At 61.1% G+C, this 23,447-nt stretch carries 18 protein-coding genes; 14 read left to right on the top strand and 4 right to left on the bottom strand.

Features of this window, described 5'->3' with window-relative positions; genetic code table 11:
- Window positions 1–33: 33 nt before the first annotated feature.
- The gene (locus AB4874_RS04425) at window positions 34–1,299 is read left to right on the top strand and encodes an O-antigen ligase family protein (protein WP_368391232.1); all 1,266 of its coding nucleotides are present in this window, start codon (window positions 34–36) and stop codon (window positions 1,297–1,299) included.
- Window positions 1,300–1,323: 24 nt separating this feature from the next.
- On the opposite strand, the gene AB4874_RS04420 is transcribed toward AB4874_RS04425, so the two are convergent.
- Entirely contained in the window at window positions 1,324–2,880 is a 1,557-nt protein-coding gene (locus tag AB4874_RS04420; RefSeq protein WP_368391084.1) for a mannose-1-phosphate guanylyltransferase/mannose-6-phosphate isomerase, read from the bottom strand.
- Between the two features lie 371 nt (window positions 2,881–3,251).
- Here AB4874_RS04420 and AB4874_RS04415 point away from each other — a divergent pair, with 371 nt between their 5' ends.
- Genes AB4874_RS04415 through AB4874_RS04395 form a run of 5 tightly spaced genes read left to right on the top strand, consistent with a single transcriptional unit; the run spans window position 3,252 to window position 9,384 of the window.
- Entirely contained in the window at window positions 3,252–4,160 is a 909-nt protein-coding gene (locus tag AB4874_RS04415) for a WecB/TagA/CpsF family glycosyltransferase (RefSeq protein ID WP_295532787.1), read from the top strand.
- Complete coding sequence (locus AB4874_RS04410; protein ID WP_368391083.1) at window positions 4,157–5,605, top strand: sugar transferase; 1,449 nt, start codon at window positions 4,157–4,159, stop codon at window positions 5,603–5,605. Before AB4874_RS04415 ends, AB4874_RS04410 begins: the two co-directional genes overlap by 4 nt.
- Window positions 5,606–5,651: 46 nt before the next feature.
- Window positions 5,652–6,707: a UDP-glucuronic acid decarboxylase family protein gene (locus AB4874_RS04405; RefSeq protein ID WP_368391082.1), complete on the top strand. Its 1,056-nt coding sequence runs from the start codon at window positions 5,652–5,654 to the stop codon at window positions 6,705–6,707.
- Entirely contained in the window at window positions 6,704–7,900 is a 1,197-nt protein-coding gene (locus AB4874_RS04400) for a glycosyltransferase family 4 protein (protein WP_368391081.1), read from the top strand. The genes AB4874_RS04405 and AB4874_RS04400 overlap by 4 nt, the downstream gene beginning before the upstream one ends.
- 20 nt (window positions 7,901–7,920) lie before the next feature.
- Window positions 7,921–9,384, top strand: coding sequence for an oligosaccharide flippase family protein (locus AB4874_RS04395; RefSeq protein ID WP_368391080.1), 1,464 nt, complete (start codon window positions 7,921–7,923; stop codon window positions 9,382–9,384).
- A 17-nt stretch (window positions 9,385–9,401) separates the two neighbouring features.
- On the opposite strand, the gene AB4874_RS04390 is transcribed toward AB4874_RS04395, so the two are convergent.
- Window positions 9,402–10,232, bottom strand: a complete 831-nt coding sequence (locus AB4874_RS04390) for a response regulator transcription factor (protein WP_368391079.1) — start codon at window positions 10,230–10,232, stop codon at window positions 9,402–9,404.
- A gap of 426 nt (window positions 10,233–10,658) precedes the next feature.
- Between AB4874_RS04390 and AB4874_RS04385 the strand changes: the two genes are divergently transcribed.
- Complete coding sequence (locus AB4874_RS04385; protein ID WP_368391078.1) at window positions 10,659–12,314, top strand: FAD-binding dehydrogenase; 1,656 nt, start codon at window positions 10,659–10,661, stop codon at window positions 12,312–12,314.
- Between the two features lie 54 nt (window positions 12,315–12,368).
- On the opposite strand, the gene AB4874_RS04380 is transcribed toward AB4874_RS04385, so the two are convergent.
- Window positions 12,369–13,208: a crotonase/enoyl-CoA hydratase family protein gene (locus AB4874_RS04380; RefSeq protein WP_368391077.1), complete on the bottom strand. Its 840-nt coding sequence runs from the start codon at window positions 13,206–13,208 to the stop codon at window positions 12,369–12,371.
- A 308-nt stretch (window positions 13,209–13,516) separates the two neighbouring features.
- Between AB4874_RS04380 and AB4874_RS04375 the strand changes: the two genes are divergently transcribed.
- Together AB4874_RS04375 and AB4874_RS04370 are read left to right on the top strand one after the other, a co-directional pair.
- Entirely contained in the window at window positions 13,517–14,857 is a 1,341-nt protein-coding gene (locus tag AB4874_RS04375; protein WP_368391076.1) for an efflux RND transporter periplasmic adaptor subunit, read from the top strand.
- Complete coding sequence (locus AB4874_RS04370) at window positions 14,854–18,027, top strand: efflux RND transporter permease subunit (RefSeq protein WP_368391075.1); 3,174 nt, start codon at window positions 14,854–14,856, stop codon at window positions 18,025–18,027. The genes AB4874_RS04375 and AB4874_RS04370 overlap by 4 nt, the downstream gene beginning before the upstream one ends.
- On the opposite strand, the gene AB4874_RS04365 is transcribed toward AB4874_RS04370, so the two are convergent.
- Window positions 17,982–18,695, bottom strand: coding sequence for a GntR family transcriptional regulator (locus AB4874_RS04365; RefSeq protein WP_368391074.1), 714 nt, complete (start codon window positions 18,693–18,695; stop codon window positions 17,982–17,984). The genes AB4874_RS04370 and AB4874_RS04365 overlap by 46 nt on opposite strands.
- Before the next feature lie 101 nt (window positions 18,696–18,796).
- On the opposite strand from AB4874_RS04365, the gene uxaC reads away from it, so the two are divergent.
- From uxaC to AB4874_RS04340, 5 genes are all read left to right on the top strand, one after another.
- The gene (uxaC, locus tag AB4874_RS04360; protein WP_368391073.1) at window positions 18,797–20,203 is read left to right on the top strand and encodes a glucuronate isomerase; all 1,407 of its coding nucleotides are present in this window, start codon (window positions 18,797–18,799) and stop codon (window positions 20,201–20,203) included.
- A gap of 28 nt (window positions 20,204–20,231) precedes the next feature.
- Entirely contained in the window at window positions 20,232–21,212 is a 981-nt protein-coding gene (locus tag AB4874_RS04355; RefSeq protein ID WP_295531803.1) for a TRAP transporter substrate-binding protein, read from the top strand.
- A gap of 62 nt (window positions 21,213–21,274) precedes the next feature.
- Window positions 21,275–21,832, top strand: coding sequence for a TRAP transporter small permease (locus tag AB4874_RS04350; RefSeq protein WP_368391072.1), 558 nt, complete (start codon window positions 21,275–21,277; stop codon window positions 21,830–21,832).
- Between the two features lie 4 nt (window positions 21,833–21,836).
- Window positions 21,837–23,117, top strand: coding sequence for a TRAP transporter large permease (locus AB4874_RS04345; protein ID WP_295531797.1), 1,281 nt, complete (start codon window positions 21,837–21,839; stop codon window positions 23,115–23,117).
- Between the two features lie 14 nt (window positions 23,118–23,131).
- A complete protein-coding gene (locus AB4874_RS04340) occupies window positions 23,132–23,437 on the top strand; it encodes a cupin domain-containing protein (protein ID WP_368391071.1) in 306 nt (101 codons plus the stop codon).
- Window positions 23,438–23,447 lie beyond the last annotated feature (10 nt).

Raw genomic sequence — 23,447 nt, 5'->3', positions numbered from 1 at the left:
GAGTCTGGAACTGGAGGTTTGCCCTTGGCCGTCGTGACGCCCGCAGCCCGATCGGCGCGCCGCTATCGCAGGCAAAGCCTGCATGTAAGCTGGCGCTTGCTGGAATGGTGGGGTGTTGCGATTTCGCTGTTCTTGCTGTCGGGGGCGGTATTTCCGCTGCTCTTGATGGTGCAGTCAGGCAGTCTTGGCGATTCAGAGCGCGGCGTTTTGCGCCTGATGCAGTTGCCAGTGATTGCGATCACGTTGATCCTTTTGAGCCGCCATCTGGGCGAGCTGCTGCTGGCTATTCGCCGCACGCTGCCGATGTTTTCGCTGTCTTTGCTGGCGTTTGCGTCGGCGTTCTGGTCGATTTCTCCGTCGATCACGTTGCGCCGCGCGATTGCGTTGATAGCGGCGATGTTGCTGGCCTATCTTTTGGCGATCCGGTTCACTCCGCGCCAGCTTTTGGTGCTGTTCTCATCCATCTTGGGCGGTTGTCTGGGCCTGAGCCTGATTATTGGGGTGATCGCGCCGCAGATCGCCTTCATGCCCGATGATACCGGATTGCGCGGCATCTATACCCATAAGAATGTTCTGGGCTGGGCGGCCTGTCTGGGCTTCATTCTGGCGCTGGGTTTGATGGCGGATGCCGGAGGGCGGTTGTTTCGTCGTGGCGTCGTCTTGTTGTTGGCCAGCATTGCGTGCCTCGTGCTGTCGCAATCCTCGACCAGCCTGTTGGCGGCGGTCACGGGATTGGTGCTGTTTTGGGTTTACACGCTGTTGCACCGCAAGCGCGGCCTCGCGCGCGCGCTTTTGGTGTTGGTTGTATTGCAACTGGCAGCGCTGTTGTTGCTGTTTTTAAGCGAGTTTCTGGTGCCTGTTCTGGAATCTCTGGGAAAGGATGCGACGCTGACGGGTCGTGTGCCGCTGTGGCATCTGGTGGATGGTTATATCGCTGAGCGCCCTTGGCGGGGCTTTGGCTATGGGGCGTTCTGGAGCCAGAGCAACCCGGCCAAATTTGTCATCGAAGAGGCGCTGCAATGGATTCCGCCGCATGCTCATAATGGCTATCGCGATATGTTGCTGAATTTCGGGATTCCGGGGCTGGTGCTGCTGGTGCTGACGATTGTGCGCGCGATCCGGCGGGGGGGCGTGTTGCTATGTGCGCAACCCGAAGCGGGCTGGGCGTGGATGAATGTGAGCATTGGGGTGATGGTCGTGCTCAACCTGTCGGAGAGCAACTTTCTGGCGCAAAACGACATTCAATCCCTGATGATGATGACCGTTGTCGCAATGTTTGGGCTGCGCGCGCCGCACTAGTTTCAGCGGGCGCGCGCAGGGCGGTTACTTGCGCGCATACACATCTTCGTAGCGCACGATATCGTCTTCGCCCAAGTAAGCGCCGGTTTGCACCTCGATCAGCACCATCGGAAACTTGCCGGGGTTTTCCATGCGATGGGTCGCCCCAAGCGGGATATAGACCGACTCATTTTCGCTGATCAGGCTCACCTTGTCGTTGACCGTCACACGGGCGGTTCCTGCCACCACGATCCAATGTTCCGAGCGGTGGTGATGCGATTGCAGCGATAGCGCCGCGCCAGGATGCACCACGATGCGCTTGACCTGAAACCGGCTGCCGGTGGCGAGGCTTTCAAACCAGCCCCAAGGCCGGTGATCCTTTGGGAATTCCGTCGCCTGTTTGGCCTTTTGGGCGCGCAGTTTTGCGACCACTTCTTTGACCTCTTGGGCGCGTGAGGCATCCGCGACAAGCACCGCATCGGGCATCGCCACGGCGATCACGCCCTGCAGGCCAAGGCCAACCAGTTGCAGCCCCTCATCTTCAGATCGCAGCAAGCTCATATCACAATCAATTGCCGTGGCGGCCCCTGACAGCGCAACGCCGCGCGCATCCGGGTTCGAAGCGCGCAAGACCGCGGCCCAATCGCCCAGATCCGACCAGTCGGTGTCCAATGTCACCACCGCAAGATTGCGCGCGCGCTCCATGACAGCGTAGTCAAAGGAAATCTCGGTCGCTTCGGCCCAAGAGGCGGAATCCAAACGGATAAAATCCAGATCTGGGCGTGCCGATTCAACCGCAGACGTGACCGGATCCAGCAAGTCTGGCGCGTGCTCGGCAAAGGCTGCGATGATCGTGCGCGCCGAGGCCAGCACAATCCCGGTGTTCCAAAGATAGCCGCCTTGGGCCAGCATATCAGCCGCGTGCGCCGCATCGGGTTTTTCGATGAAGCGCACGATATCGCGTGGCTGTTGGCTGTCCGTTTCGGGATCGCTCGACGGGGCGGGTTCGATATAGCCATAGCCGGTTTCAGGTCGGGTTGGGGATACGCCGAAGGTGACGATCTTACCCGCCATCGCGGCACTTCGGCCCGCCTCGATAGCCGCCAGAAATCGCGTGCTGTCCGTGACCACATGATCCGAGGGCGCGATCAATAACAACCCGTCGGGCGATGTGCGCTCTAGATGCACGGCGGCGGCCAGAACGCTTGGCGCGGTGTTGCGCGCCAGCGGTTCGATCAGCACGGCAGACGGGGTGATCCCGGCTGCTGCGAGCTGCTCAGTCACGATAAAGCGGAAATCGGTATGGGTCAGGATGATCGGGGCGTGAAACCCCGCGCCTGACATCCGACGTGCCGCAGCCTGAAACAGGGTCTGGTCATCCATCAAGGGCGCGAACTGCTTGGGATAGCTTTTGCGTGAGAGCGGCCAAAGCCGGGTTCCAGAGCCGCCGCACAAAAGGGCAGGGGTGATCGTTGCCGCGCCCTTGGGGCGTCTCGGCTCTGATCCGGGGCGACTGTCGCGACGTGTTTCGGCCGCTGAGGCAGGCGTGTCTTGCACGCGCCCGCGGGCCTCTGCATGAGTCATTTCGATACCGTTTGCCATGGTCGATCATCCTTTGCAAAGCTGTGCAGCCGAGCCAATGCGGCGCTGTTTCACGTCTGACCCCAAGGCTCGCTAGTGCGAATGTCGCGTGCACTCGCACGGCAGTCGCGCGCCCGAGCCTCAGTCAAAGTCTCTTTCCATCGACGGTCATTGTGAGGCGCAAGTAAATCCCACCGATCGTTGCGCGCGGTATCCTCCGGAGGAGCGGGGACACCTCCTTTTGGCGTAGGGCTATCCCCCTGGTGCAGTGGGCTTGCTTCCAATGAAGGGGGCCACCCAGCCAGAAAGCGCAGCGTTGTGTCATTCATCCAAGTTTTCCGAGGATTGGCGCGCGCCTACCGTCGAGGGGTGCAAACATCTCGGAGCTTGCGATGACCCTGCGTAGTGAAAGCCTGCAAGATCAGACCTGGGACGCGACGCCAATCGATGTGCCGCTGAACGAGGGGATGGCCGCGCGCCACGCAGCGCCAGTGCAGCCTCTTGGAACAACCAATGTGTTGGGTGTGGCGGTGTCGGCGCTGAATATGGATCAGGCGGTGAGCTTGGTTCAGGACGCGGTGCGAACGCGCCGGCGGGGCTATATCTGCGTGGCAGGGGCGCATGGGCTTGTCGAATGCCAAACCGATCCCAGTCTGCGCGATGCTTATAATGCGGCGATGGCAGTGACACCCGATGGCATGCCGCTGGTTTGGGCACTGCATGGCGACGGGCATGACAGCGCGGGGCGGGTTTATGGCCCCGATCTGATGCGGTTGTTGTTTGCCAAAGGCGTCTCCAGCGGGATGCGGCATTTCCTGTATGGCACCACACCCGAGTCGCTGGAGCGGCTGAGTGTGGCGTTGCAAAGCCAATATCCCGGGGCCGAAATCGTCGGCGTTCATGCGCCACCCTTCCGCCCGCTGAGTGCGCAGGAAGAGCGCGAGGTCAGCGCTGTGATCAATGCCGTCAAGCCCGATGTCGTTTGGGTCGGGCTAAGCGCGCCCAAGCAAGAGCGTTGGATGGCCGCGATGCGCGACAAGCTGGAAGCTCCGGTCTTGATTGGCGTTGGCGCCGCGTTCGATTTTATCGGCGGCAATAAGCGAAGCGCGCCCGCGTTTTTGCAACGTGCCGGGCTGGAATGGGCGTTTCGTCTGATGACAGAGCCGCGTCGGCTGTGGCGGCGCTACGCCAAGTGTGTGCCCGCCTATATCTGGCTGCGGTTTTTGCAAAAGACCGGGCTGCGGGCCTTTCCGATTGTGCCCGCTATCGACGTTTCAAATTCTGGAAGGTCACAATCATGACAAAACCTATTGGTGACATTCATCGCGCCTCGCTTTCGTGGCCCTCTGCGAACCCAAGCAACAGCGCCATTGCGCCTGACCCCTTGGCCGGGGCGAGCCCCGTTTTGAGCAGCGGCTCTGTGTCTGAGGCCCCCTCAGGGGTAACGATGCCATGGCAGCGCACCCTGCCGCTCACAACTCGGCGCGCGCTTTGCACCGGGGCGGTTGCGTTGGCTGATATCGTGGCGTTTGGCGCGGCCTATCTTCACCTGAGCTTCGTGGTAGATGCCAGTGTTCTGGGGTGGGTGCCTGTAGCGATCGTGATCGCGGTTTTGGCCCTGCATTGGCTGGTCGGGTTCTATCCTGGAGATCGCTTGCAGCCGCAAGAAATTCTGCGCCGCGATCTGCTGGCATTTCTTGGTGCAGCGGTGCTGGTGGCGGGGATCGGCGGATTTGATGCCCGCGGCTGGAGCGGCGTTGCGATGTCCGAGTTTTTCTTGGTGATCGCGACGGTCTTGCAGGTGCCTGTGCGCTATCTCGTGCAGCGTTTTCTGCATCAGTTAGGGCTATGGGGCACGCCGACCCATTTTCTCACCGCGCCAGATATGGCGCGCCGTCTTGAGAGCTTTTTCGCGCTCAATTGGCGCTATGGCTTGATCCCGACCCAAGCGCCCGGCGCTATCGCCGCGCTGGACCGCACCCCCAGCCCCGAGGCCGCCGCCGATCTGCACCGCCGCTATGCGCAGGTGCTGGTTCTGGCCGATCTGCCCCAGATGCGCATTTCGGGAATTGGTCCGCGCGCGTTGCGCGGCGCGGTGGGCGAAAAGATTGTCGATCTGTCCTACGTTCCGATCAGCGCGCGCAAACGCGCCTTTGATTTGGCGATTGCGATCCCTGCGATGATCGTGGCGGCACCAATTCTTGCGCTGGCGAGCGCGGCGATCTGGATGGTCGATCCCGGCCCGGTGTTCTACCGTCAGGCCCGCGATGGCCATAATGGCCGCGTGTTGCGCATGCTCAAACTGCGCACGATGTATCGCGATGCCGATGCGCGTTTGCAAGCTTTGCTGCGCGATGATCCTGTCGCGCGCGCCGAGTGGGAAACCCATTTCAAGCTGCATAACGATCCGCGCATCTTGCCCGTGATCGGGAAATTCCTGCGCGCTTCAAGCTGTGATGAGTTGCCTCAGTTGCTGCATGTGATCAGCGGCGAGATGAGCATCGTCGGCCCGCGCCCGTTTCCCGATTATCACTTGGCTGCGATGCCCCCGGAGTTTCGTATCAAGCGGGGCTCTGTCGCGCCGGGGATCACCGGGCTTTGGCAGATCACGGCGCGCAGCGATGCCGATCTCGCGCTGCAGCAACAGCTTGACGAACATTACATCGATAACCGGTCCATCTGGCTCGACCTGTGGATCGTTCTGGGAACCTTTGCGGCTCTGCTCGGGCGCAAGGGAGCTTACTGAATGCGCGTGGTTGGGCGTGCTGGTTTTATGATTAGGAGACAGAAATATGTGCGCGGATAAGACAATTCTCGTAACGGGGGGTGCGGGGTTTCTCGGCTCTTACTTGTGTGAACGCCTGCTGGAGGATGGCAATGATGTGCTGTGCCTCGACAATTTCCATACCGGCAGCCGGAGCAACATTCTGCATCTGCTGGATGACTACCGCTTTGAGCTGATCCGCCATGACGTAACGGTGCCGATCTGCGCCGAGATTGACGAGATTTACAACCTCGCCTGTCCTGCCTCGCCGGTGCATTACCAGATCGATCCGGTGCAGACCGTGCGCACCAATGTGCATGGCGCGATCAACATGCTGGATCTGGCGATGCGCGCCAATGCCAAGATCTTTCAGGCCTCCACCAGCGAAGTTTACGGCGATCCGGCGATGCATCCGCAGGTCGAGGGCTATTTCGGCAACGTCAATCCGATCGGTCCGCGCGCCTGTTATGACGAGGGCAAGCGCTGTGCCGAGACGCTATTCTTTGATTATCACCGCCAATATGGCGTCGATATCCGGATGGCGCGGATCTTTAACACCTACGGGCCGCGGATGCGCCCCGATGACGGTCGCGTGGTGTCGAACTTCATTATGCAGGCGCTGAAAGGCGAACCGATCACGCTGTATGGCGACGGGATGCAGACACGCTCGTTCTGCTATGTCGATGATCTCATTCGCGGCATCATGGCGCTGATGAATGCGCCAGATACCGTGCCGATGCCGTGCAATCTGGGCAATCCGGTTGAGTTCACGATGCGACAGTTGGCTGAAACCATCCTGGAGCTGACCGGCTCGCGTTCGATCCTGACGACCCGGCCGTTGCCCCAAGACGACCCGACCCAGCGCAAGCCCGATATCTCGCGCGCACGTGAGTATCTGGGATGGTCGCCCACGATCGAGCTGCGCGAAGGTCTGATGCGCACGATCGTCTATTTCGAAGGCGAGCTTTCCGCCCCTTCGAGTGCTCCGCAACGCAAAGCGCCGCTGCTGCGTCGGACCCGTCCCGTGGAACCCCATACCGAGGCCTTGGCCCGCGGCATGATGTCAAACGGAGCGCATCTGTGAAACTCATCGTGTTCGGCCACCGGCTGGAACTCGGAGGAACGCAGGTGAATGCGATCGAACTTGCTGCCGATCTTCGCGATCGGCACGGGTTCGATATCGTCTTCCACGCCGCGCCAGGTCCAGCATTGGACTTGGTTGCGGCGCATAAACTGATCTACTCGCCCGCGCCGGATGTGCGTTTGCATCCCTCAATAGCGCGAATCAAGGCGTTGCGTGCGCTGGTGCAGCGCGAGCAGCCTGATCTGATCCATGCGTGGGATTGGTGGCAGGGGCTTGAGGCCTATAGCGGTGTACATCTTCCGATGGGGGTGCCGCTGGTGATTTCCGACATGATGATGAGCCTCACACGCGCGATGCCGCGCGAGGTGCCCACGACTTTTGGCTTTGTCGAGCAGCGTGATCGCGCGGTGCGCGCGGGCTGGCGACACACGCATCTGCTGTTGCCCCCGGTCGATGTGGACGCCAATGCGCCCGGCATTGGCGATGGGGCGGCGTTTCGGGCGCGCCATGGCGTGCGCGCAGACGAGATCGCGCTGGTCTCGGTGTCGCGCCTCGCGAAGGTGATGAAATCCGAAGGTCTGGTGCGCGCGATCAAGGTGGTCGGCGAATTGGGGGCTCGGCTGCCGTTGAAACTGGTGATCGTGGGCGACGGTGAAGCGCGCGCTGAATTGCAGCACATGGCCGATGTGGTCAACGCCCGGCTTGGCCGCGATGCGGTGATTTTGATCGGCGCGATGAACGACCCGCGCCCGGCCTATGACGCAAGCGATATCGTGCTGGGTATGGGCGGTTCGGCACTGCGTGGTCTGGCCTTTGCCAAGCCGCTTGTGGTGATCGGCGAGCGCGGGTTTGCGCGTCTTTTCACGCCCAAAAGCACCGACGGGTTTTTGCAAAGCGGCATGTTTGGCATTGGGGATGGCGGCGCTGAAAACCTAGAGATGGAAGAGGCGCTGGACACCCTGTGCCAGTCTAGCGAAACGCGCCATGCGCTGGGTGAATTTGGCCGCAGTTTCGTTGTGAAATATCATGGGCTCGAGGCGGTCGGCGATGGGCTTGCGCAGGTCTGCCACGAAGCCGCTATGGCGCGCCCGCAGCTGACGCAAACCCTGCGCGATGCCTGTCGCACCTCGTATTATTATCTGCGCGAGCGGCGCTTTCGCGTGGCCTCACGCGACCGACACGTCAAGCCCTGACCGCATAAAGGACGCAAGCCATGGTTCGCCGCTCTTTTGCCTTTGCGCTCGCCGACAAGGTTTCGGTCGTGCTGATGAGCATCATCACGATGGCGATTGTCTCGCGCATCCTGACCCCCGCAGAAGTCGGGCTGTTTCTGGTTGCCAGCACCATCGTGATCCTGATCGAGGCGTTTCGCGATTTTGGCATCGGCACGTTCCTGATCCGCGAGCCCGATCTGGCGCCGCGATTGGTGCGCACGGCGGTGACGATCATCACCTGCATGTCGCTGGTGCTGGGTGGTTTAGCGTTGTTTGGGGCCGAGACCCTTGCGCAGTTTTATGCAGATCCCAAGCTTGCCGGGCTGATCCGGATCGCGGCGCTGGCGTTTTTGGTCGCCCCGATCAGCACGCCGCTTTTGGCGCTGCTGCGCCGCGACATGGCCTTTGGAGCGGTGGCGGCGATCAATGTCGCGGCCGGGCTTGCCAATGCCAGCATGACCATTGGGCTCGCGCTTGCGGGCTACGGGCCGTTCAGCCTTGTTTGGGGCTCGGTGCTGGCGGCCTGTGTCACGGCGGTGGGCGCGGTGATCTGCCGTCCGCTCTGGTGGATCTTTGTGCCCACTTTGCGCGATTGGCGGCTCGTGGTGCCCTTTGGCGCGTGGTCCAGCATCGTCACGCTTTTGGGCATGTTGTTTGATGCCTTCCCGCGTTTGATTTTGGGCCGTGTGCTGGGCTTTGGGGCGGTGGGGTTGTTTGCGCGTGCGATCTCTTTGTCGCAACTGCCAGATCGCCTGATCCTGAGCGCGGTGCAGCCCGTGCTGTTGCCTGCACTTGCCAGTCATGCGCGCGATAATGGCACGCTCAAGGCGCCATTCCTGATGGGACTGTCTTATATTTCGGGGCTGCAATGGCCTGCCTTGGCGATGATCGCTGTTCTGGCCGATCCGATTGTGCGCCTGTTGCTGGGGCCGCAATGGCTGGAGGTCGTGCCGCTGGTGCGGATCGTGGCGCTGGCCTTCTTTTGCCTCTTCCCGGTCTATCTGTGCTACCCGGTTCTGGTGACGCTGGGCCGGGTGCGCGATATGGCCGTGGCGATGATGATCGCGCTGCCGCCGTGTTTCCTGATCATGCTGGGGGCGTCGCGGTTCGGGCTGCATGTGATGGCGCTGAGCCTGTTTCTGACAGGTCCGATTCAGGTCATCACCGTGATGATTTTCGTGCGCCGCAAAGTGCCCTTCGCTTGGGCAGAGCTGGGCCTTGTGTTGCTGCGCAGCGGGGGCGTCACGCTTGTGACCGTGGCCCTGCCGGCGGTGATCGTTCTGGCGGTCGGATCCTGGAACGCCCTGAGCGGGCTCAGCACCGTGCTGGCGATCATCGGGGCGGCGATTGGCTGGGTTGCGGGCCTGCAGATGATGCGCCACCCCTTGTCGCAAGAACTCGGGGCCGCGCGCAGTTTTCTGCGCGCGAAAGTCCCGCTGATCTGGTGGGTGCGCCAGCCTTGACGCCCGGGGGCGCCCCGTTATCTCGGGGCGCCGTCGGCGGCTTCGGGCCAGCCGTTCATCTGATTGAGCAAGAACGCCGCCTCGGTGCGGTTTGTTGCTTTCAGCTTCTGGAAGATGTTGCGGATATGAACTTTCACTGTGCTTTCGCGCAGTTGCAGCTGATAGGCGATCATCTTGTTGGCCGCACCACAGCGCAGCGCATCGGCCACGGCAAGCTGGCGATCGGTGAAATGATCCAGAACCGTTACGCGGCCTTCGACCGGCTCAGGCGCAGTCTTGCGTAGCGCCATCAGCGCGGCGCGTGGCAAAAAGATACCACCCCCAACGGCAAGGCGCGTGGCCTCGACGATATCCACGAAGCGCACACAGGGCGAGATATAGCCCGCAGCGCCGCATTCCAGCGCCGAAATGCTGGCCTCGATATCCTCGCAAGCGCCAAGCACGACGACGGGCACCTCTCCGGCCTCGGCGATCAGTTTCTGCAAATCGGCGCGCACCTTTTCATCCGCCAAAGAGCGCGATCCGAGGTTGCTGAGAATGACCTGGCGGGCGTCGGTCGAGCCGATGTCATCGCGCCAATCCGCCAGCGTTTCGTAATCGACAATGGTCGAGCCTTCGCAGCGTTGCTGAAGGCATTGCACAAAGCACGCCCGTTCCAGCGCGCGATTGTCGATGACGACATACACGTCGAAATCCGGGGCGCGATCTGTCAGCGGTGTCACGCGCTGAGAGAATGGCTTCCTTCGGTCTTCCGATTGAGGATTAAGAGCCGCAGGACGCAGGTTTGTTTCTGAAACTGCGTGGCAATAGCTGACCGGTGTAAACCGTTCGGTGACTTCCTTGTTCATTCGTTTTATCCCTTTCAAGGCGTGGACTTTTGGCGTCGTCCGTGTGGGGCCGGATAGAGACACGATTTCAGGAGGTTAACGCAATTTAATTGCTATTAACCGATTGGGGTACTTATTTAGATGTTAGCCATTCCATTTATTAAACCTTTTGATTTCCAGAATCATCAACTGGCTGTGATGAATATCGTTGTGCATTCTCGGAGGCGTCGCACTAACAAAAGTTAATAATGTATTAACTCTTTTGGAAGGTGGATATTATATATTGAATGCAGGGACGCTTTTGTTGTGGGTTTCCTTTTCGATTCTCGGGTGCAAATTTGCACGCCCCGGCCCGGCGTGGGTTGTGCAAACCTAAGGGCGCGATAGGCTGGGGGCATCGCGCGGTTTGGTTCGGACCGCGCTCTCAGACATCGCCAGGAGAGCCCGATGACCGCCCAAGGATCGACATTTGACGTGATTGTTGTGGGGGCGGGGCTGGCAGGGCTGGTTGCGGCGGTGGAGGCGGTGGCGCGCGGGCGCTCGGTTCTGCTGATGGATCAGGAGGGCGTGCAATCTTTGGGTGGGCAGGCGTTCTGGTCGCTGGGCGGGCTGTTCATGGTCGATACGCCCGAGCAACGCCGCTTAGGCATTCGCGACTCGCGCGATCTGGCGGCGCAGGACTGGTTTGGCGCGGCGCAGTTCGACCGGCCCGAGGATGCCAATCCCAAGAGGTTCGCGAACGCCTATCTGGATTTCGCAAGCGGCGAGATGCGCGCTTGGCTGCATGGTCTTGGGATGCGCTGGTTCCCGGTCGTGGGCTGGGCCGAGCGGGGCGGCGCGCTGGCGGATGGGCATGGCAATTCGGTGCCGCGCTTTCACGTGACTTGGGGGACGGGCACCGGGGTGGTCGCCCCGTTTGAGCGGCGCGTGCGCCAAGCGCAGGCCGAGGGCGCGCTGACCTTTGCGTTTCGCCATCGCGTAACGGACTTGATCACCACGCAGGGCCGGATCACCGGGGTGCGCGCCGAGATGCTGGCCGCCGATGATGCGCCGCGCGGCCAAAGCAGCAATCGCGATGTGATCGGGGCGGTTGAATTTGCGGCAGAATCGGTCGTAGTCACCTCTGGGGGGATCGGGGGAAACCACGCTTTGGTGCGCCAGAGTTGGCCGCAAGAGCGCCTTGGTCCGGCGCCTGCGAAAATGGTTGCGGGCGTGCCCGATTATGTCGATGGGCGCATGCAGCAGGTTGCCCAAGCGGCGGGGGCTGCGGTGATCAATGGCGACCGGATGTGGCATTACTGCGAAGGGATTGCGAACTGGGACCCGATCTGGCCCAATCACGGTATCCGCATTTTGCCCGGCCCCAGCGCGATGTGGTTTGATGCCTTGGGAGAGCGGATGGGGGCGCCCTGCTTTCCGGGCTTTGACACGCTGAGCACGCTCAAGCGGATTCTGCGCACCGGGCATGGCCATAGCTGGTTTATCCTGACCCAGAAGATCATTGAGAAGGAATTCGCGCTGTCAGGATCCGAGCAAAATCCCGATCTGACGGCGGCAAAATGGGGTGCGGTGCTCAAGTCGCGGCTGGGCAAGGGCGCGCCCGCGCCGATCGAGGCGTTTAAGTCCCATGGCGCGGATTTCATCGTGCGCGACAGCTTGCCCGAGCTGGTTGCGGGCATGGCGCAACTCGTGCCCGAAATTCCGCTGGATCTGGCCCATATTCAGCATCAGATCGAAGCGCGTGATCGCGAAATTGACAATCGGTTTTCCAAGGATGCCCAGATCACCGCCATTCGCGGGGCGCGCGCCTATCTGGGTGATCGCCTGATCCGCACCGCCAAGCCGCACAAGATCCTTGATCCAAGTTGCGGTCCGCTGATCGCGGTGCGGCTGAATGTGCTGACGCGCAAGTCTTTGGGTGGGCTGCATACCGATCTGAGCGGGCAGGTGCTGGATCAAGCCGGCGAGCCGATTGGCGGGTTGTTTGCCGCCGGGGAGGTCGCGGGCTTTGGCGGGGGCGGCTATCACGGCTATAACGCGCTGGAGGGCACGTTCCTGGGCGGCTGCCTGTTCTCGGGGCGCGTAGCCGGGCGAAACGCCTGATCGGGGCGCGCCGCAGGTCCGACAACCGCGGCGCGATCCCTTGGCATTCGTAGCTCAGCCCGCGTCGTTGAGCAGATCGGCAAACAGCGCGGTTTGCTTCGTCATCTTGGCTTGCAGCGCTTTCATCAAATCTTCAGGGCGCAGCATGCCGCCATTCCACGTCGCGATCTGATCCAGCCCATCGGCCACCGAGTGATCGCGCGCATAGGTCAGCGCCTGCTTGGTGCCCGCAATCGCCAGCGGCGATTTCGCCGCGATCTCATGGGCCATCGCAAGGGCGGCGGCGATGGTGGCGTCGCGGTCGGGATGGATTGCGTTCACAAGCCCCCAGCCCTTGGCCTCATCCGCGCTGAAACGCCGTCCCGTATAGGCCAGTTCGCGCACGATACCGGGCGCGATCAGCTTGGGCAGGCGTTGCAGCGTGCCGACATCCGCCGTCATGCCGATATGGATCTCTTCGATCCCAAAGGCGGTCTCGGCGCTGGCGATGCGAATGTCACAGGCTGTGATCAGGTCGATCCCACCGCCAAGGCAAACGCCATGAGTCGCGGCGATGACGGGCACGCGCAGCGTTTCAAGACTGCTGAGCGCGGCTTGAAACTTTGTCACCAGATCGCGCAGCGCATAGGCCCCGCGTCCCGGCTCGGATTGCATCAAGGCGGTGATGCCGTTGAACACCGCCAGATCCATCCCCGAGGTGAAATGCCGTCCGCGTCCGGACAACACGACACAGCGCACCGCCGGATCGGCATCAAGCGCGGCCGCAATGCGCGGCAGATCCGCCCAGAAATCGGGCGTCATGCTATTGGCCTTGTCGGGGTTGTTCATCTCAAGATGTGCAACGCCATCTGTGATCGTAACAACGAAATACTGCGAGGAGGGCATGTCGGTCATCTGTGCCTCATGATCTGGCTGGGGGCTTGGGTCTTCATAGCACCGAGGCGGCTATTGCGAAAACGACTTTGCGGGGCGGGGTTGCGAAACGTAACGGCAGTTGGGGGACATGCGCGGCGCCGTTTGCGGAAATGTTATCGTCTGATTATCAGGCTGGCGCGCGATGTCGCGGCCCTACCCGATATTGCGCATTCCTGTGACGCAACCCCATGATCGCGATCTCGATGTCGCTAGAAATAAGGACTCGAAACTTGCGTTTTCATCGCGCAAAGTCTTTCGCAAGTACACGATAAGGGTAGGGTTTTGGAATGGCGACAGTTGGCCTCGTGATGCGGCGTGCTCTTATGGTGGCGGTACCGGTGGCGCTTGGTGTGGCGGGCATCTTCTTCGCGGGCAATCTGCGAAAACTGCCAGAGCCTGGCGCGGTGAGCCGTCCGCCCACTTTGGTGCGTGTCATCACCGTTGCGCCCATCGCGCTGATCCCCCGCGTGACGGGCTATGGCTCGGTTGCGCCGGTGCGCGAATGGCGTGCGGTGGCGCGTATCGAAGGGGCGATTACCGAGGTCGCCAAACCGCTAGCGCCGGGAGATATCGTCAAACAGGGCAGCTTGGTGTTTCGCATCGACGATAGCGACATGAAGCTGACCTTGGCCGGGGTCGATGCGCAAATTGCGGCCTCGAGCATCAAGGATGACACGGTGCGCACAAGTCTGGCTTTGGCGCAGTCTGATCTGGACTTGGTACGTGCCGATCTGGAACGCCAGACGCGGCTCAACACTCAAGGCGTGGTGACGCAGGCCGCGCTGGATGCCACGCAACGTCAGGAATTGACCGCGCGCACCAAGGTGACTGAGCTGAACAATCAACTCGCCCTGAATGCGGCCGAGCGCGATGTTCTGGCCACGCAACGCGCGGGGCTAGAACGCTCGATCGGCTTTGCCGACATTCGTGCGCCTTATGATCTGCGCGTGAGCGATCTGAGCGCGGATATCGGCCAATATGTCAATCGCGGGCAGGTTCTGTTGACGGGAGAGGGCGTGGACGCTGCAGATATTTCGGCGCAATTCCCGATTGGGCGGATAGGGCCGCTGCTGCGCCTTGCGGGGGAAAACGCAGCCGTCACCAAGCTCAAGGCGCAGGTCAAACTGCCCGCGCCAGGGCATGTCGTGGTGTGGCCCGCCAAGGTCGAGCGGATGGGCGACGCGATTGATGAGCGCACGCAAAGCGCGCCTGTGGTGGTGCGCGTCACCGATCCGCAAGCCCAAAGCGTCGCCGGAGAGCGCCCGCCATTGCGGCGCAACATGTTTGTCGAAGTCGAACTGTCGGCCCCCAAACAACAGGCTCTCGTGGTGCCCGCCGAGGCGGTGCAAAACGGTATGGCGCTGGTGATTTCGGCGGAGGGCACGCTGGAAAAGCGGCCTGTGGTGATCGGGTTCACCTCGGGGGATCTGGCGGTGGTGAGCAAGGGGTTATCACCGGGTGACAAGCTGGTGGTGACCGATCCTTCCATCGCGGTGCCGGGCATGGCCGTTAAGCCGGTCGAGGATGAGGCGCGCAAGGCCCAGATCGCCGCCGAGGCGCTGGGGCAGACCGCAGCGGTGGCGAAACCGGGCAGCGGCGCGGGTAAATCCAAAGAGGCCGCGCAATGATCGCGCTGTTTGCGGGCCACCGCACGGCGGCCAATATTCTGATGATCGCGATCGCGGGGCTGGGACTGCTGGCCCTGCCGACGTTGCAGCGCGACACGTTCCCCGTCACGCCGCCCTCGGAAGTGTCGGTGCGCATCACCTATCCCGGCGCCGCCCCCTCCGAGGTGGAAACCGGGATTTGCACGCTTGCCGATCCGCTGCTGATGAAGGTCGAGAACCTTGCCAAGCTAACCTGTCTTGCGCGCGAAAACATGGCCCTGATCACTGCCAAGATGATCGAAGGCGCCAACATGACGCGGTTTTACAATGATGTAAAAGACACGCTGGATGGCATTTCAAGCTTTCCCGGCAAGGCCGATGCCCCCGTGGTTCAGATTGTCGAGCGGGTCAGTTCGGTCGCCTCGATTGCCGTGACGGGGCCCAAAGATCCGGCGGTGCTGTTTGCCTATGGCCAGAATTTGGCCGACCGGCTGCGCGCAGATCCGGCGATCTCGCTAGTTGATGTCAAAGGGTTTTCCAATCGCGAAATCGGGGTGGAATTCAACCAGACCGCGCTGGAGCGGCTCCATCTTGATATGACGGATATCGGTGCGGCACTTGCCCGTCACAGTCTGGATATGCCTGCGGGCACGCTGCAAGGCCCCTCAGGAGAGACCGCGATCCGGTTCCTGGGCGAAAAGCGCACGCCTTATGAATTGGCGCAAATCCCGATCGCGGGAAGTGCGGCTGGGGGCGAGGTGCGGCTGGGCGATGTCGCGACGATCCGCGAGGGCTTTGATGATCCTTCGCAGGCCAGCTATTTCGACGGAGAGCGCGCGGCCATCGTGGCCGTATCCAAAACCGCCTCGCAAGACGCGCTCAAGGTGAAAGCCGCGCTGGACCGCGATCTGGCACAGGCGCAGGCTGAGGCTCCGGGCAATATCAAGCTGACGATTTCAGCGGATTCGACGGAAAACATCCGTGAGCGGCTGCGCATTATCGGCTGGAACGGTGTGCAGGGGCTGATCTTGGTGCTGGTGGCGATGTGGCTGTTCTTTGGCTTTCGCATGTCGTTCTGGGTCGCGATGGGGCTTCCGATTTCGTTCCTCGGGGCGATCTTTGTGATGCAGCTTTTGGGCTATACCATCAACATGATGACGATGGTGGCGCTGTTGGTGGCGACAGGTCTGTTGATGGATGATGCCATTGTTATCTCTGAAAACATCGTGCGCCGCCGACAGGCGGGCGAAAGCGCGCAGCAGGCAGCCCTCAACGGGGTGATGCAGGTCGGGCCGGGGGTGATTGCCTCGTTCTTGACGACGGCGATGATCATCGGACCGCTGAGCTTTCTGAGCGGCAATATCGGGGCGCTGCTGAAATATATCCCGATCGTGCTGTTGATTACGCTGACTGTCAGCCTGATCGAGGCGTTCCTTATCTTGCCTGCGCATATGCGTCATTCGCTGCATGGCGATGTGCGACCGGGGCGGGTGAGCCGTGCGGTCAATGGCGCGTTCGATCGGTTTCGCGATGGCGTGATTGTGCCGCTCGCGGGTCTGGCGCTGCGCTTTCGCTATCTCACGATCGGACTCGCGATCTTGCTTGTGGCGCTGTCGATTGCGCCCTTCACGGGTGGGCTGATCAAGTTCCAAAGCTTCCCGACGCTGGAAAGCGACACGGTCGAGGCGCGCCTTTTGCTGGCGGCAGGGTCACCGCTGGAGCGCACAGAGGCGCGGGTGGCAAAGGTCGTCAAGGCGCTTGAGCAGATGAACAGCGATCTCAGCCCCGATCAGCCCGGTGCCCAGCCCTTGGTGAAAAACTACACGATTACCTATGGCTATAATGCCGACAGCCCCAGCGCAGGGCCGAATATGGCCACGATCAGCGCCGCATTGCTGCCCGCAGGCGTGCGCACGACCGAGGTCAGCACGATTGTCGATCAGTGGAAAAAGCTGACCGGACAAATGCCTGATATGGCCGCGATCCGCTTTACCGATAAGGAACGTGGGGCGGGGGGCAAGCCGATTGATTTGCTGATTGAGGGCAATGATCTGGACGAGTTGGCGCTGACCGCACGCGAATTGCGCAAATTCTTTCGCGGCTTTGACGGGGTGCGCGATGTGACCTTCGATCTGCAACCGGGCAAGCCTGAAATCGTGGTGCGGATGCGTCCCGGTGCTGCCAATCTTTTGGGGGTTACGCCGCAGGCGCTGGCAAGCGGGCTGCGCGCCGCCTTTCGTGGCGACAGCGCGGCGTCGTTCTCTGATGTATACGGGCAGATTGATGTGGTCGCCCGCCTAGCTGCATCTGATCGCAAGACGCTGGGCGATATCTTGGCGCTGCGCGTGCCGGGCGCGAATGGCGCGCTGGTGCCGCTTTCGGCGGTGGCGGATGTGACGCAAACGCGCGGCTTCAACACGATCAGCCATGTGAACGGGCAGCGCGCGGTTTCGGTGCAAGGCTCGATCAATCCCGATATCGCCAATTCTGGCGAGCTGATGGCGGCGATGCGGGCCGATTACCTGCCCGAATTGGCGAAAAAACGCCCCGGCGTGAAGGTGGTCATTCTGGGCGAGGCCGAGGATACCGCCACTACGGGGGCATCTTTGGCGCGCTACATGGCGGCGGGGATCATCGGGGTTTACCTGCTGTTGTCCTTCTATATGAGCAGCTTTATTCGCCCCGTTGCGGTGCTGGCGGTGGTGCCGCTTAGTCTGGTTGGCGTGATGTGGGGGCACTTGGCGCTGGGGTTGCAAATCTCGCTGCCAAGCCTTGTGGGTCTTGCGACTTTGGCGGGGGTTGTGGTGAATGACTCGATCTTGCTGGATGCCTTTATCGGAGAGCGTCGCGCGGCGGGGGCCTCGATGCTGGATGCGGGACGCGAGGCGGTGCGCGATCGCTTCCGCGCGATTTTCCTCACCTCTTTGACCACGGTGGTCGGTCTGGGTCCGCTGCTGTTAGAGCAAAGCACACAGGCGCAATTCCTGCGTCCGATTGTGGCCAGTCTGGCCTTTGGTCTGACGGCTGCGACGCTGCTGTCGCTGTTCGTGACCCCGGCCATTCTGGCTGTGCTGGAAGATTTCGGGGTGAATGTCGCCAACACCAAAGAAACGCAGGACGATGGGGCCAGCGATAAGACCCAGGTTTACGCAGGCGCGCTGTCATCGCCCGCTTCAAACAAGGCAGAATGATCGGCGCGGATGCGGTGAATCTGGGTGCGGATTCGCGCCAGATGCGTGCGCATTGCCATGGTCGAGGCCTCGACGTTGCGCGCCTCTAGCGCGGCCATTATGTGCTCGTGATCGTCAAAGGCATCGCGCGAGGCGAAGGACAGCGACAGCATGCGCACCCGGTCCATATGCCCCTTGTTCTCGGCGATCAGCTCCCATGTGAAGCCGATGCCCGCGCGGGTGCAAATCTCGCGGTGGAATTGATCATCCAGCCGATGAAACCCGATGCGGTCTTCGCGCTCGACGGCGGCGCGCTGTTCTGCCAGCACATCGTGCAGCGCGCGCAGATCGGCCTCGCTCAGCGCTTCGGTGGCGACGCGGATCGTTTCAATTTCCAAGGCGGTGCGAATGAAGCTTGCCTGCATCACGGCATCGGATGAAATCAGTGAAACGGTTGTCGCACGCTGCGGCCGGATCAGCAAAAACCCCTGTTTTGACAGCCGGTAGAATGCATCGCGCACCGGTTGACGCGACACCCCCATCTGCCTGGCGACCTCGACCTCTGACAGCTTTGCGCCCGGCGCAAGTTCCAGCGAGAGGATCTGACGATGCAGCTCGGCAAAGACCTGATCCGCGACCGAGGGGCGCGCATTCAGATCGAGCTGTGGCAAGAGCATGGCGTCGGACATCGGGACTCCTTATTGACGGGTCGAATATTCTAGCATATTAGTCTATTAGTGTAGCGGTTGTCTACTGCTACAAGCCTTAGCAACGAGGGGAGGCGGATGCCATGGCGCTGCTTGACGAAAATCGTCTTTTACCAGTCGATCAAGGGGTGCGTGCGCTGGCGCGCGCACTGTATGACGCGGTCAAAAATGCGCCCATCGTCTCGCCTCATGGCCATACCGACCCGCGCTGGTTTGCCCAAGACGCACCGTTCGCGGACCCCGCGCAGTTGCTTGTCACGCCCGATCATTATGTGTTTCGGATGCTGCATTCGCAGGGCGTGCCGCTGGAAAGTCTGGGTGTGCCGCGCGTCGATGGGGGCGCGAGCGAAACCGACGGGCGCAAAATCTGGCGCTGCTTTGCCCAGCACTATCATCTGTTTCGCGCAACGCCGTCGCGGCTTTGGCTTGATCATGCCTTTGAGACCGTCTTTGGCTTTGACACGCCGCTGAGTGCGGCGACCGCCGATGACTATTACGACCGGATTTCGCAGGCATTGACGCGCCCCGAGATGCGCCCGCGCGCTTTGTTCAAACGCTTCAATATCGAGGTGATCGCGACGACGGAAAGCCCGCTTGATGATCTGAAATGGCACAAGATGATCAGTGAGAGTGGCTGGGACGGGCGGGTGATTACGGCCTATCGCCCCGATGCCGTGACCGATCCAGACTTTGAGGGTTTTGGGGATAATATCGAGCAGTTCTGTGCGCTCGGTGGGCAAAGCAGCACCTCGTTTGATGCCTATCTCGACGCGCATCGCGACCGGCGCGGCTATTTCAAATCCTTTGGGGCGACCTCAAGCGATCATGGTCATCGCACGGCGGCGACGCTCAATCTTGATCGGGCCGGGGCGAAGGCGCTTTATGACAAGGTGCTGGCAGGTCAGGCCGATGCCGCCGAGCGCGAGGCGTTTCGCGCCCAGATGCTGACCGAGATGGCGAAGATGTCGGTTGAAGACGGGCTGGTCATGCAAATCCACCCCGGCTCGTGGCGCAACCATTCTACCCCGGTGCATCAACGCTTTGGGCGCGACAAGGGCTATGACATCCCGACGCGCACCGATTATGTTGCGGCGCTCAAGCCGCTGTTGGATGCGGTGGGCGAAGAACCCGATCTGCGCGTCATTCTGTTCACCCTTGATGAGACATCCTATGCGCGCGAACTCGCGCCGCTGGCGGGTGTCTATCCCTGTCTGCGTCTTGGCCCCGCATGGTGGTTTCATGACAGCTTTGAGGGCATGTGGCGCTATCGCGAAATGATCACGGAAACGGCGGGGTTTTATAACACCGTGGGCTTCAATGATGACACGCGCGCCTATCTTTCGATCCCGGCGCGCCATGATGTGGCCCGCCGGGTCGATGCTGGATTCCTCGCCAATCTGGTCGCCACAGGGCGGCTGTCGGAGGAGGATGCTTATGAGGTCATACAAGACCTCACACACAGGCTTGCACGACAGGCCTACAAGCTCTGAACGAGCGATCTTTGGGAGGAGAGAGAGAATGAAGAAGACTTTGACAACACTTGCAGCATTGCTGGCATCTGCCGCGTTTGCCACAGCCGCATCGGCTTGCGACATGACGTTGCGCTCGTCTGACACCCACCCCGATGGCTATCCGACCGTTGAGGCGGTGAAAGCCATGGCCAAAGAGGTTGAGGCCAAAACGGATGGCCGGATCTGCATCGAGGTCTATCCCTCGGCCCAGCTTGGCGAGGAAAAAGACACGATCGAGCAGACCCAATTGGGTGTGATCGATATGGTGCGCGCCTCGTTTGGCACGTTCAACGATATCGTGCCGGAAACGCAGCTGTTCTCGTTGCCCTATCTGTTCCGTTCGGTCGAACATCAGCACCACGTTCTCGACGGTCCCATCGGTGCCGAAGTTGGCAAAGCCTTTGAATCGCATGACCTTGTGCAATTGGCCAATTACGATTCCGGTTCGCGCAGCTTTTACAACTCCAAGCACCCGATCAACTCGATTGCCGATCTCAAGGGCATGAAGTTCCGCGTCATGCAAAACGACGTCTTCGTTGACATGATGAAGGCGCTTGGCGCCAATGCCACGCCGATGCCGTATGGCGAGGTGTATTCCTCGATCCAGACCGGCGTCATTGATGGTGCGGAAAACAACTGGCCCTCTTATGACAGCTCGGGCCATTACGAAGTCGCGCCCTATTACACGCTGGATCAACACCTGATGGTGCCTGAGCTGGTGGCGATGTCGAAAACGACTTGGAACAAGCTGAGCCCCGAGGATCAAACGGTCATCAAGGCTGCGGCGAAAAACTCTGAAACGCTTGAGCGCAAACTGTGGGCCGAGCAAGAGAAAAAATCCGAGGACAAAGTCGTCGCGGCGGGTGTCAAAGTGGTCAAAGACATCGACAAGCAACCCTTCATCGACGCAATGAAGCCGGTCTACGACAAATACGTGACCACGCCTGAGGCAAAGGATCTGGTCGCGCGCATTCAAGCGACCCAGTGATCTGATCGCCCGGCCTCCGCCCGCTGCGGCGGGGGCCCACTCATCTTCTGGAGATCCCAGCAATGCGCGACGTTATGGAGAAACTGGCCGTCTGGACCGGATGGCTGGGTCAGGCTGCCCTATGGCTGTCCGGGATCGGACTGGTGCTGATGACAGCTTTCGTCTTTGCCCAGGTGTTTTACCGCTATGTCTTGGGCTCAAGCCTGTTCTGGGCCGAACCTGCCAGCGTCATTCTGATGGGCTGGTTCATCTTTCTCGGTGCCGCCGTGGGCATTCGCGAAGGCTATCACCTGAGCTTTGACGTGTTGCTCTTTGTGCTGCCCGAAAAGGCGCGTCTTACCTTCTTTTCGATTTCGGATCTGGTGGTCGCGGCTTTTGGGTTCGGGATGCTCAAATATGGCTGGCTTCTGGCTGACAAGATGGCGTCGACGACGATCTCGGGGATCGGGGTCTCAGGGGCCTTCCGCTTTGTGCCGGTCTTGGCGGGCGGGGCGCTGCTGATGATCTTTTGCGCCGAGCGCATCCTGCGCCGGTTTGCGGGACTGCCGACAGCGCGGTTTGGCGACGATCACGAGGCGGCTGAGCTTGAAGGCGCGGCCCCTGTAGGCGAAGGGAACTGATGCTATGGAACTCTGGATTTTGTTCGGGACGTTCTCTGTCTTGTTGCTGATCGGAACGCCGGTGGCGTTTTGTCTGGGCGTCGCGTCCTTCGCCACGGTCACCTATCTCGGGCTGCCGCCAGTGGTGGTGTTCCAACGCCTGAATTCTGGCGTGTCGGTGTTCGCGCTGATGGCGATTCCGTTTTTCATCTATGCCGGGGATCTGATGGTGCGCGGCGATATTGCGCGCCGCTTGGTGGCGCTGGCGGGCGCGCTGGTGGGCCATATTCGCGGCGGTCTGGGGCAGGTGAATATCCTTGCCTCGGTGATGTTTGGCGGCGTGTCAGGCTCGGCGGCGGCGGATGCCTCGGCGGTCGGCGGGCTGATGGTGCCGCAGATGCGCGCGCGCGGCTATGGGGCCGATTACGGCGTCAATATCACCGTGACTGCGGCGATCATCGCGCTGATGCTGCCGCCCAGCCATAACATGATTATCTACTCGATTTCGGCGGGCGGGAAAATCTCGATTGCCGATCTGTTCACCGCCGGAATCATTCCGGGTCTGGTGTTGGCGCTGTCGCTGATGGTGGCCGCCTATTTCGTCGCCAAGCGCCGTGGCTATCCAACCGAGCCCTTCCCCGGTCGCAAGGCACTTGGGCGGTTATTCTGGAATGCGGTGCCCGGCCTGATCATGATCCTGATTATCTTTGGCGGAGTGCGCTCGGGGGTTTTCACTGCCTCTGAAAGCTCCAATATCGCGGTGGTCTATGCGCTGTTGGTGACGGTCTTTCTGTATCGCACGATGAAGCTGTCTGACTTCATCGAGGCCACCAAAGGCGCGGTGCGCACGACGGCGATGGTGCTGATGGTGATTGGCTGCGCGGCCTCGTTCGGCTGGCTTCTGGCCTATCTGCAAGTGCCCGCGAAACTGATCCATGTGCTGGAAAACTTCTCGCATAATCCGATCGTGATCTTGCTGTTGATCAACCTGCTTTTGCTGGTGCTGGGCACGTTCATGGATATGTCGCCGCTGATCGTGATTACCACGCCGATCTTCCTACCCGTCGCCGAGGCGTTCGGGGTCAATCCGGTGCATTTCGGGGTGATTTTGGTGCTCAACCTCGGGATCGGGCTGTGCACGCCTCCTGTCGGCGCGGTGCTGTTTGTCGGCTGCGCGGTGGGCAAGGTGCCGATCTCGACGGTGATGAAATCAATCTGGCCGTTCTATCTTGCAACCTTCGCGACGCTGATGCTGGTGACCTATATTCCTGCGCTCTCGCTTTGGCTGCCATCTGTGTTCCACTGAGAGGACGATGTCTCATGAGCTATCCAATCACCCACCCTGATCGCGGTGTTGCCCGACAGGTTCTCGCCGAGGCCCCCGAGTTGATGCTGGTCTCGGTTCGCTTCGAGGCGGGTGCGACAGGGGCGTTGCATTCCCATCCTCATGTGCAGTCGAGCTACTGTGTCTCGGGGCGGTTTCGATTTTTGCTGAACGGCGAAGAGCATGACCTGCGCGCGGGCGACAGTTTGCTGATCCCGGGCGGGGCCGAGCATGGCTGTCACTGCCTTGAGACCGGAGAATTGATCGACAGTTTTACCCCGCGCCGCGACGATTTTTTGTGAAAGGACTTCC

Source organism: Thioclava arctica, from assembly GCF_040892615.1.
Classification (GTDB): domain Bacteria; phylum Pseudomonadota; class Alphaproteobacteria; order Rhodobacterales; family Rhodobacteraceae; genus Thioclava; species Thioclava arctica.
Note: the sequence above shows the minus strand (reverse complement) of the source record. Positions and strands in the feature narration are given on the sequence as shown.

Excerpts from the sequence above, each read along its gene's own strand:
- AB4874_RS04420 (WP_368391084.1), bottom strand. The coding sequence starts at position 2,880 with ATGGCAAACGGTATCGAAATGACTCATGCAGAGGCCCGCGGGCGCGTG.
- AB4874_RS04415 (WP_295532787.1), top strand. The coding sequence starts at position 3,252 with ATGACCCTGCGTAGTGAAAGCCTGCAAGATCAGACCTGGGACGCGACG.
- AB4874_RS04410 (WP_368391083.1), top strand. The coding sequence starts at position 4,157 with ATGACAAAACCTATTGGTGACATTCATCGCGCCTCGCTTTCGTGGCCC.
- AB4874_RS04405 (WP_368391082.1), top strand. The coding sequence starts at position 5,652 with ATGTGCGCGGATAAGACAATTCTCGTAACGGGGGGTGCGGGGTTTCTC.
- AB4874_RS04395 (WP_368391080.1), top strand. The coding sequence starts at position 7,921 with ATGGTTCGCCGCTCTTTTGCCTTTGCGCTCGCCGACAAGGTTTCGGTC.
- AB4874_RS04390 (WP_368391079.1), bottom strand. The coding sequence starts at position 10,232 with ATGAACAAGGAAGTCACCGAACGGTTTACACCGGTCAGCTATTGCCAC.
- AB4874_RS04385 (WP_368391078.1), top strand. The coding sequence starts at position 10,659 with ATGACCGCCCAAGGATCGACATTTGACGTGATTGTTGTGGGGGCGGGG.
- AB4874_RS04380 (WP_368391077.1), bottom strand. The coding sequence starts at position 13,208 with ATGACCGACATGCCCTCCTCGCAGTATTTCGTTGTTACGATCACAGAT.
- AB4874_RS04375 (WP_368391076.1), top strand. The coding sequence starts at position 13,517 with ATGGCGACAGTTGGCCTCGTGATGCGGCGTGCTCTTATGGTGGCGGTA.
- AB4874_RS04370 (WP_368391075.1), top strand. The coding sequence starts at position 14,854 with ATGATCGCGCTGTTTGCGGGCCACCGCACGGCGGCCAATATTCTGATG.
- AB4874_RS04365 (WP_368391074.1), bottom strand. The coding sequence starts at position 18,695 with ATGTCCGACGCCATGCTCTTGCCACAGCTCGATCTGAATGCGCGCCCC.
- uxaC (WP_368391073.1), top strand. The coding sequence starts at position 18,797 with ATGGCGCTGCTTGACGAAAATCGTCTTTTACCAGTCGATCAAGGGGTG.
- AB4874_RS04355 (WP_295531803.1), top strand. The coding sequence starts at position 20,232 with ATGAAGAAGACTTTGACAACACTTGCAGCATTGCTGGCATCTGCCGCG.
- AB4874_RS04350 (WP_368391072.1), top strand. The coding sequence starts at position 21,275 with ATGCGCGACGTTATGGAGAAACTGGCCGTCTGGACCGGATGGCTGGGT.
- AB4874_RS04345 (WP_295531797.1), top strand. The coding sequence starts at position 21,837 with ATGGAACTCTGGATTTTGTTCGGGACGTTCTCTGTCTTGTTGCTGATC.
- AB4874_RS04340 (WP_368391071.1), top strand. The coding sequence starts at position 23,132 with ATGAGCTATCCAATCACCCACCCTGATCGCGGTGTTGCCCGACAGGTT.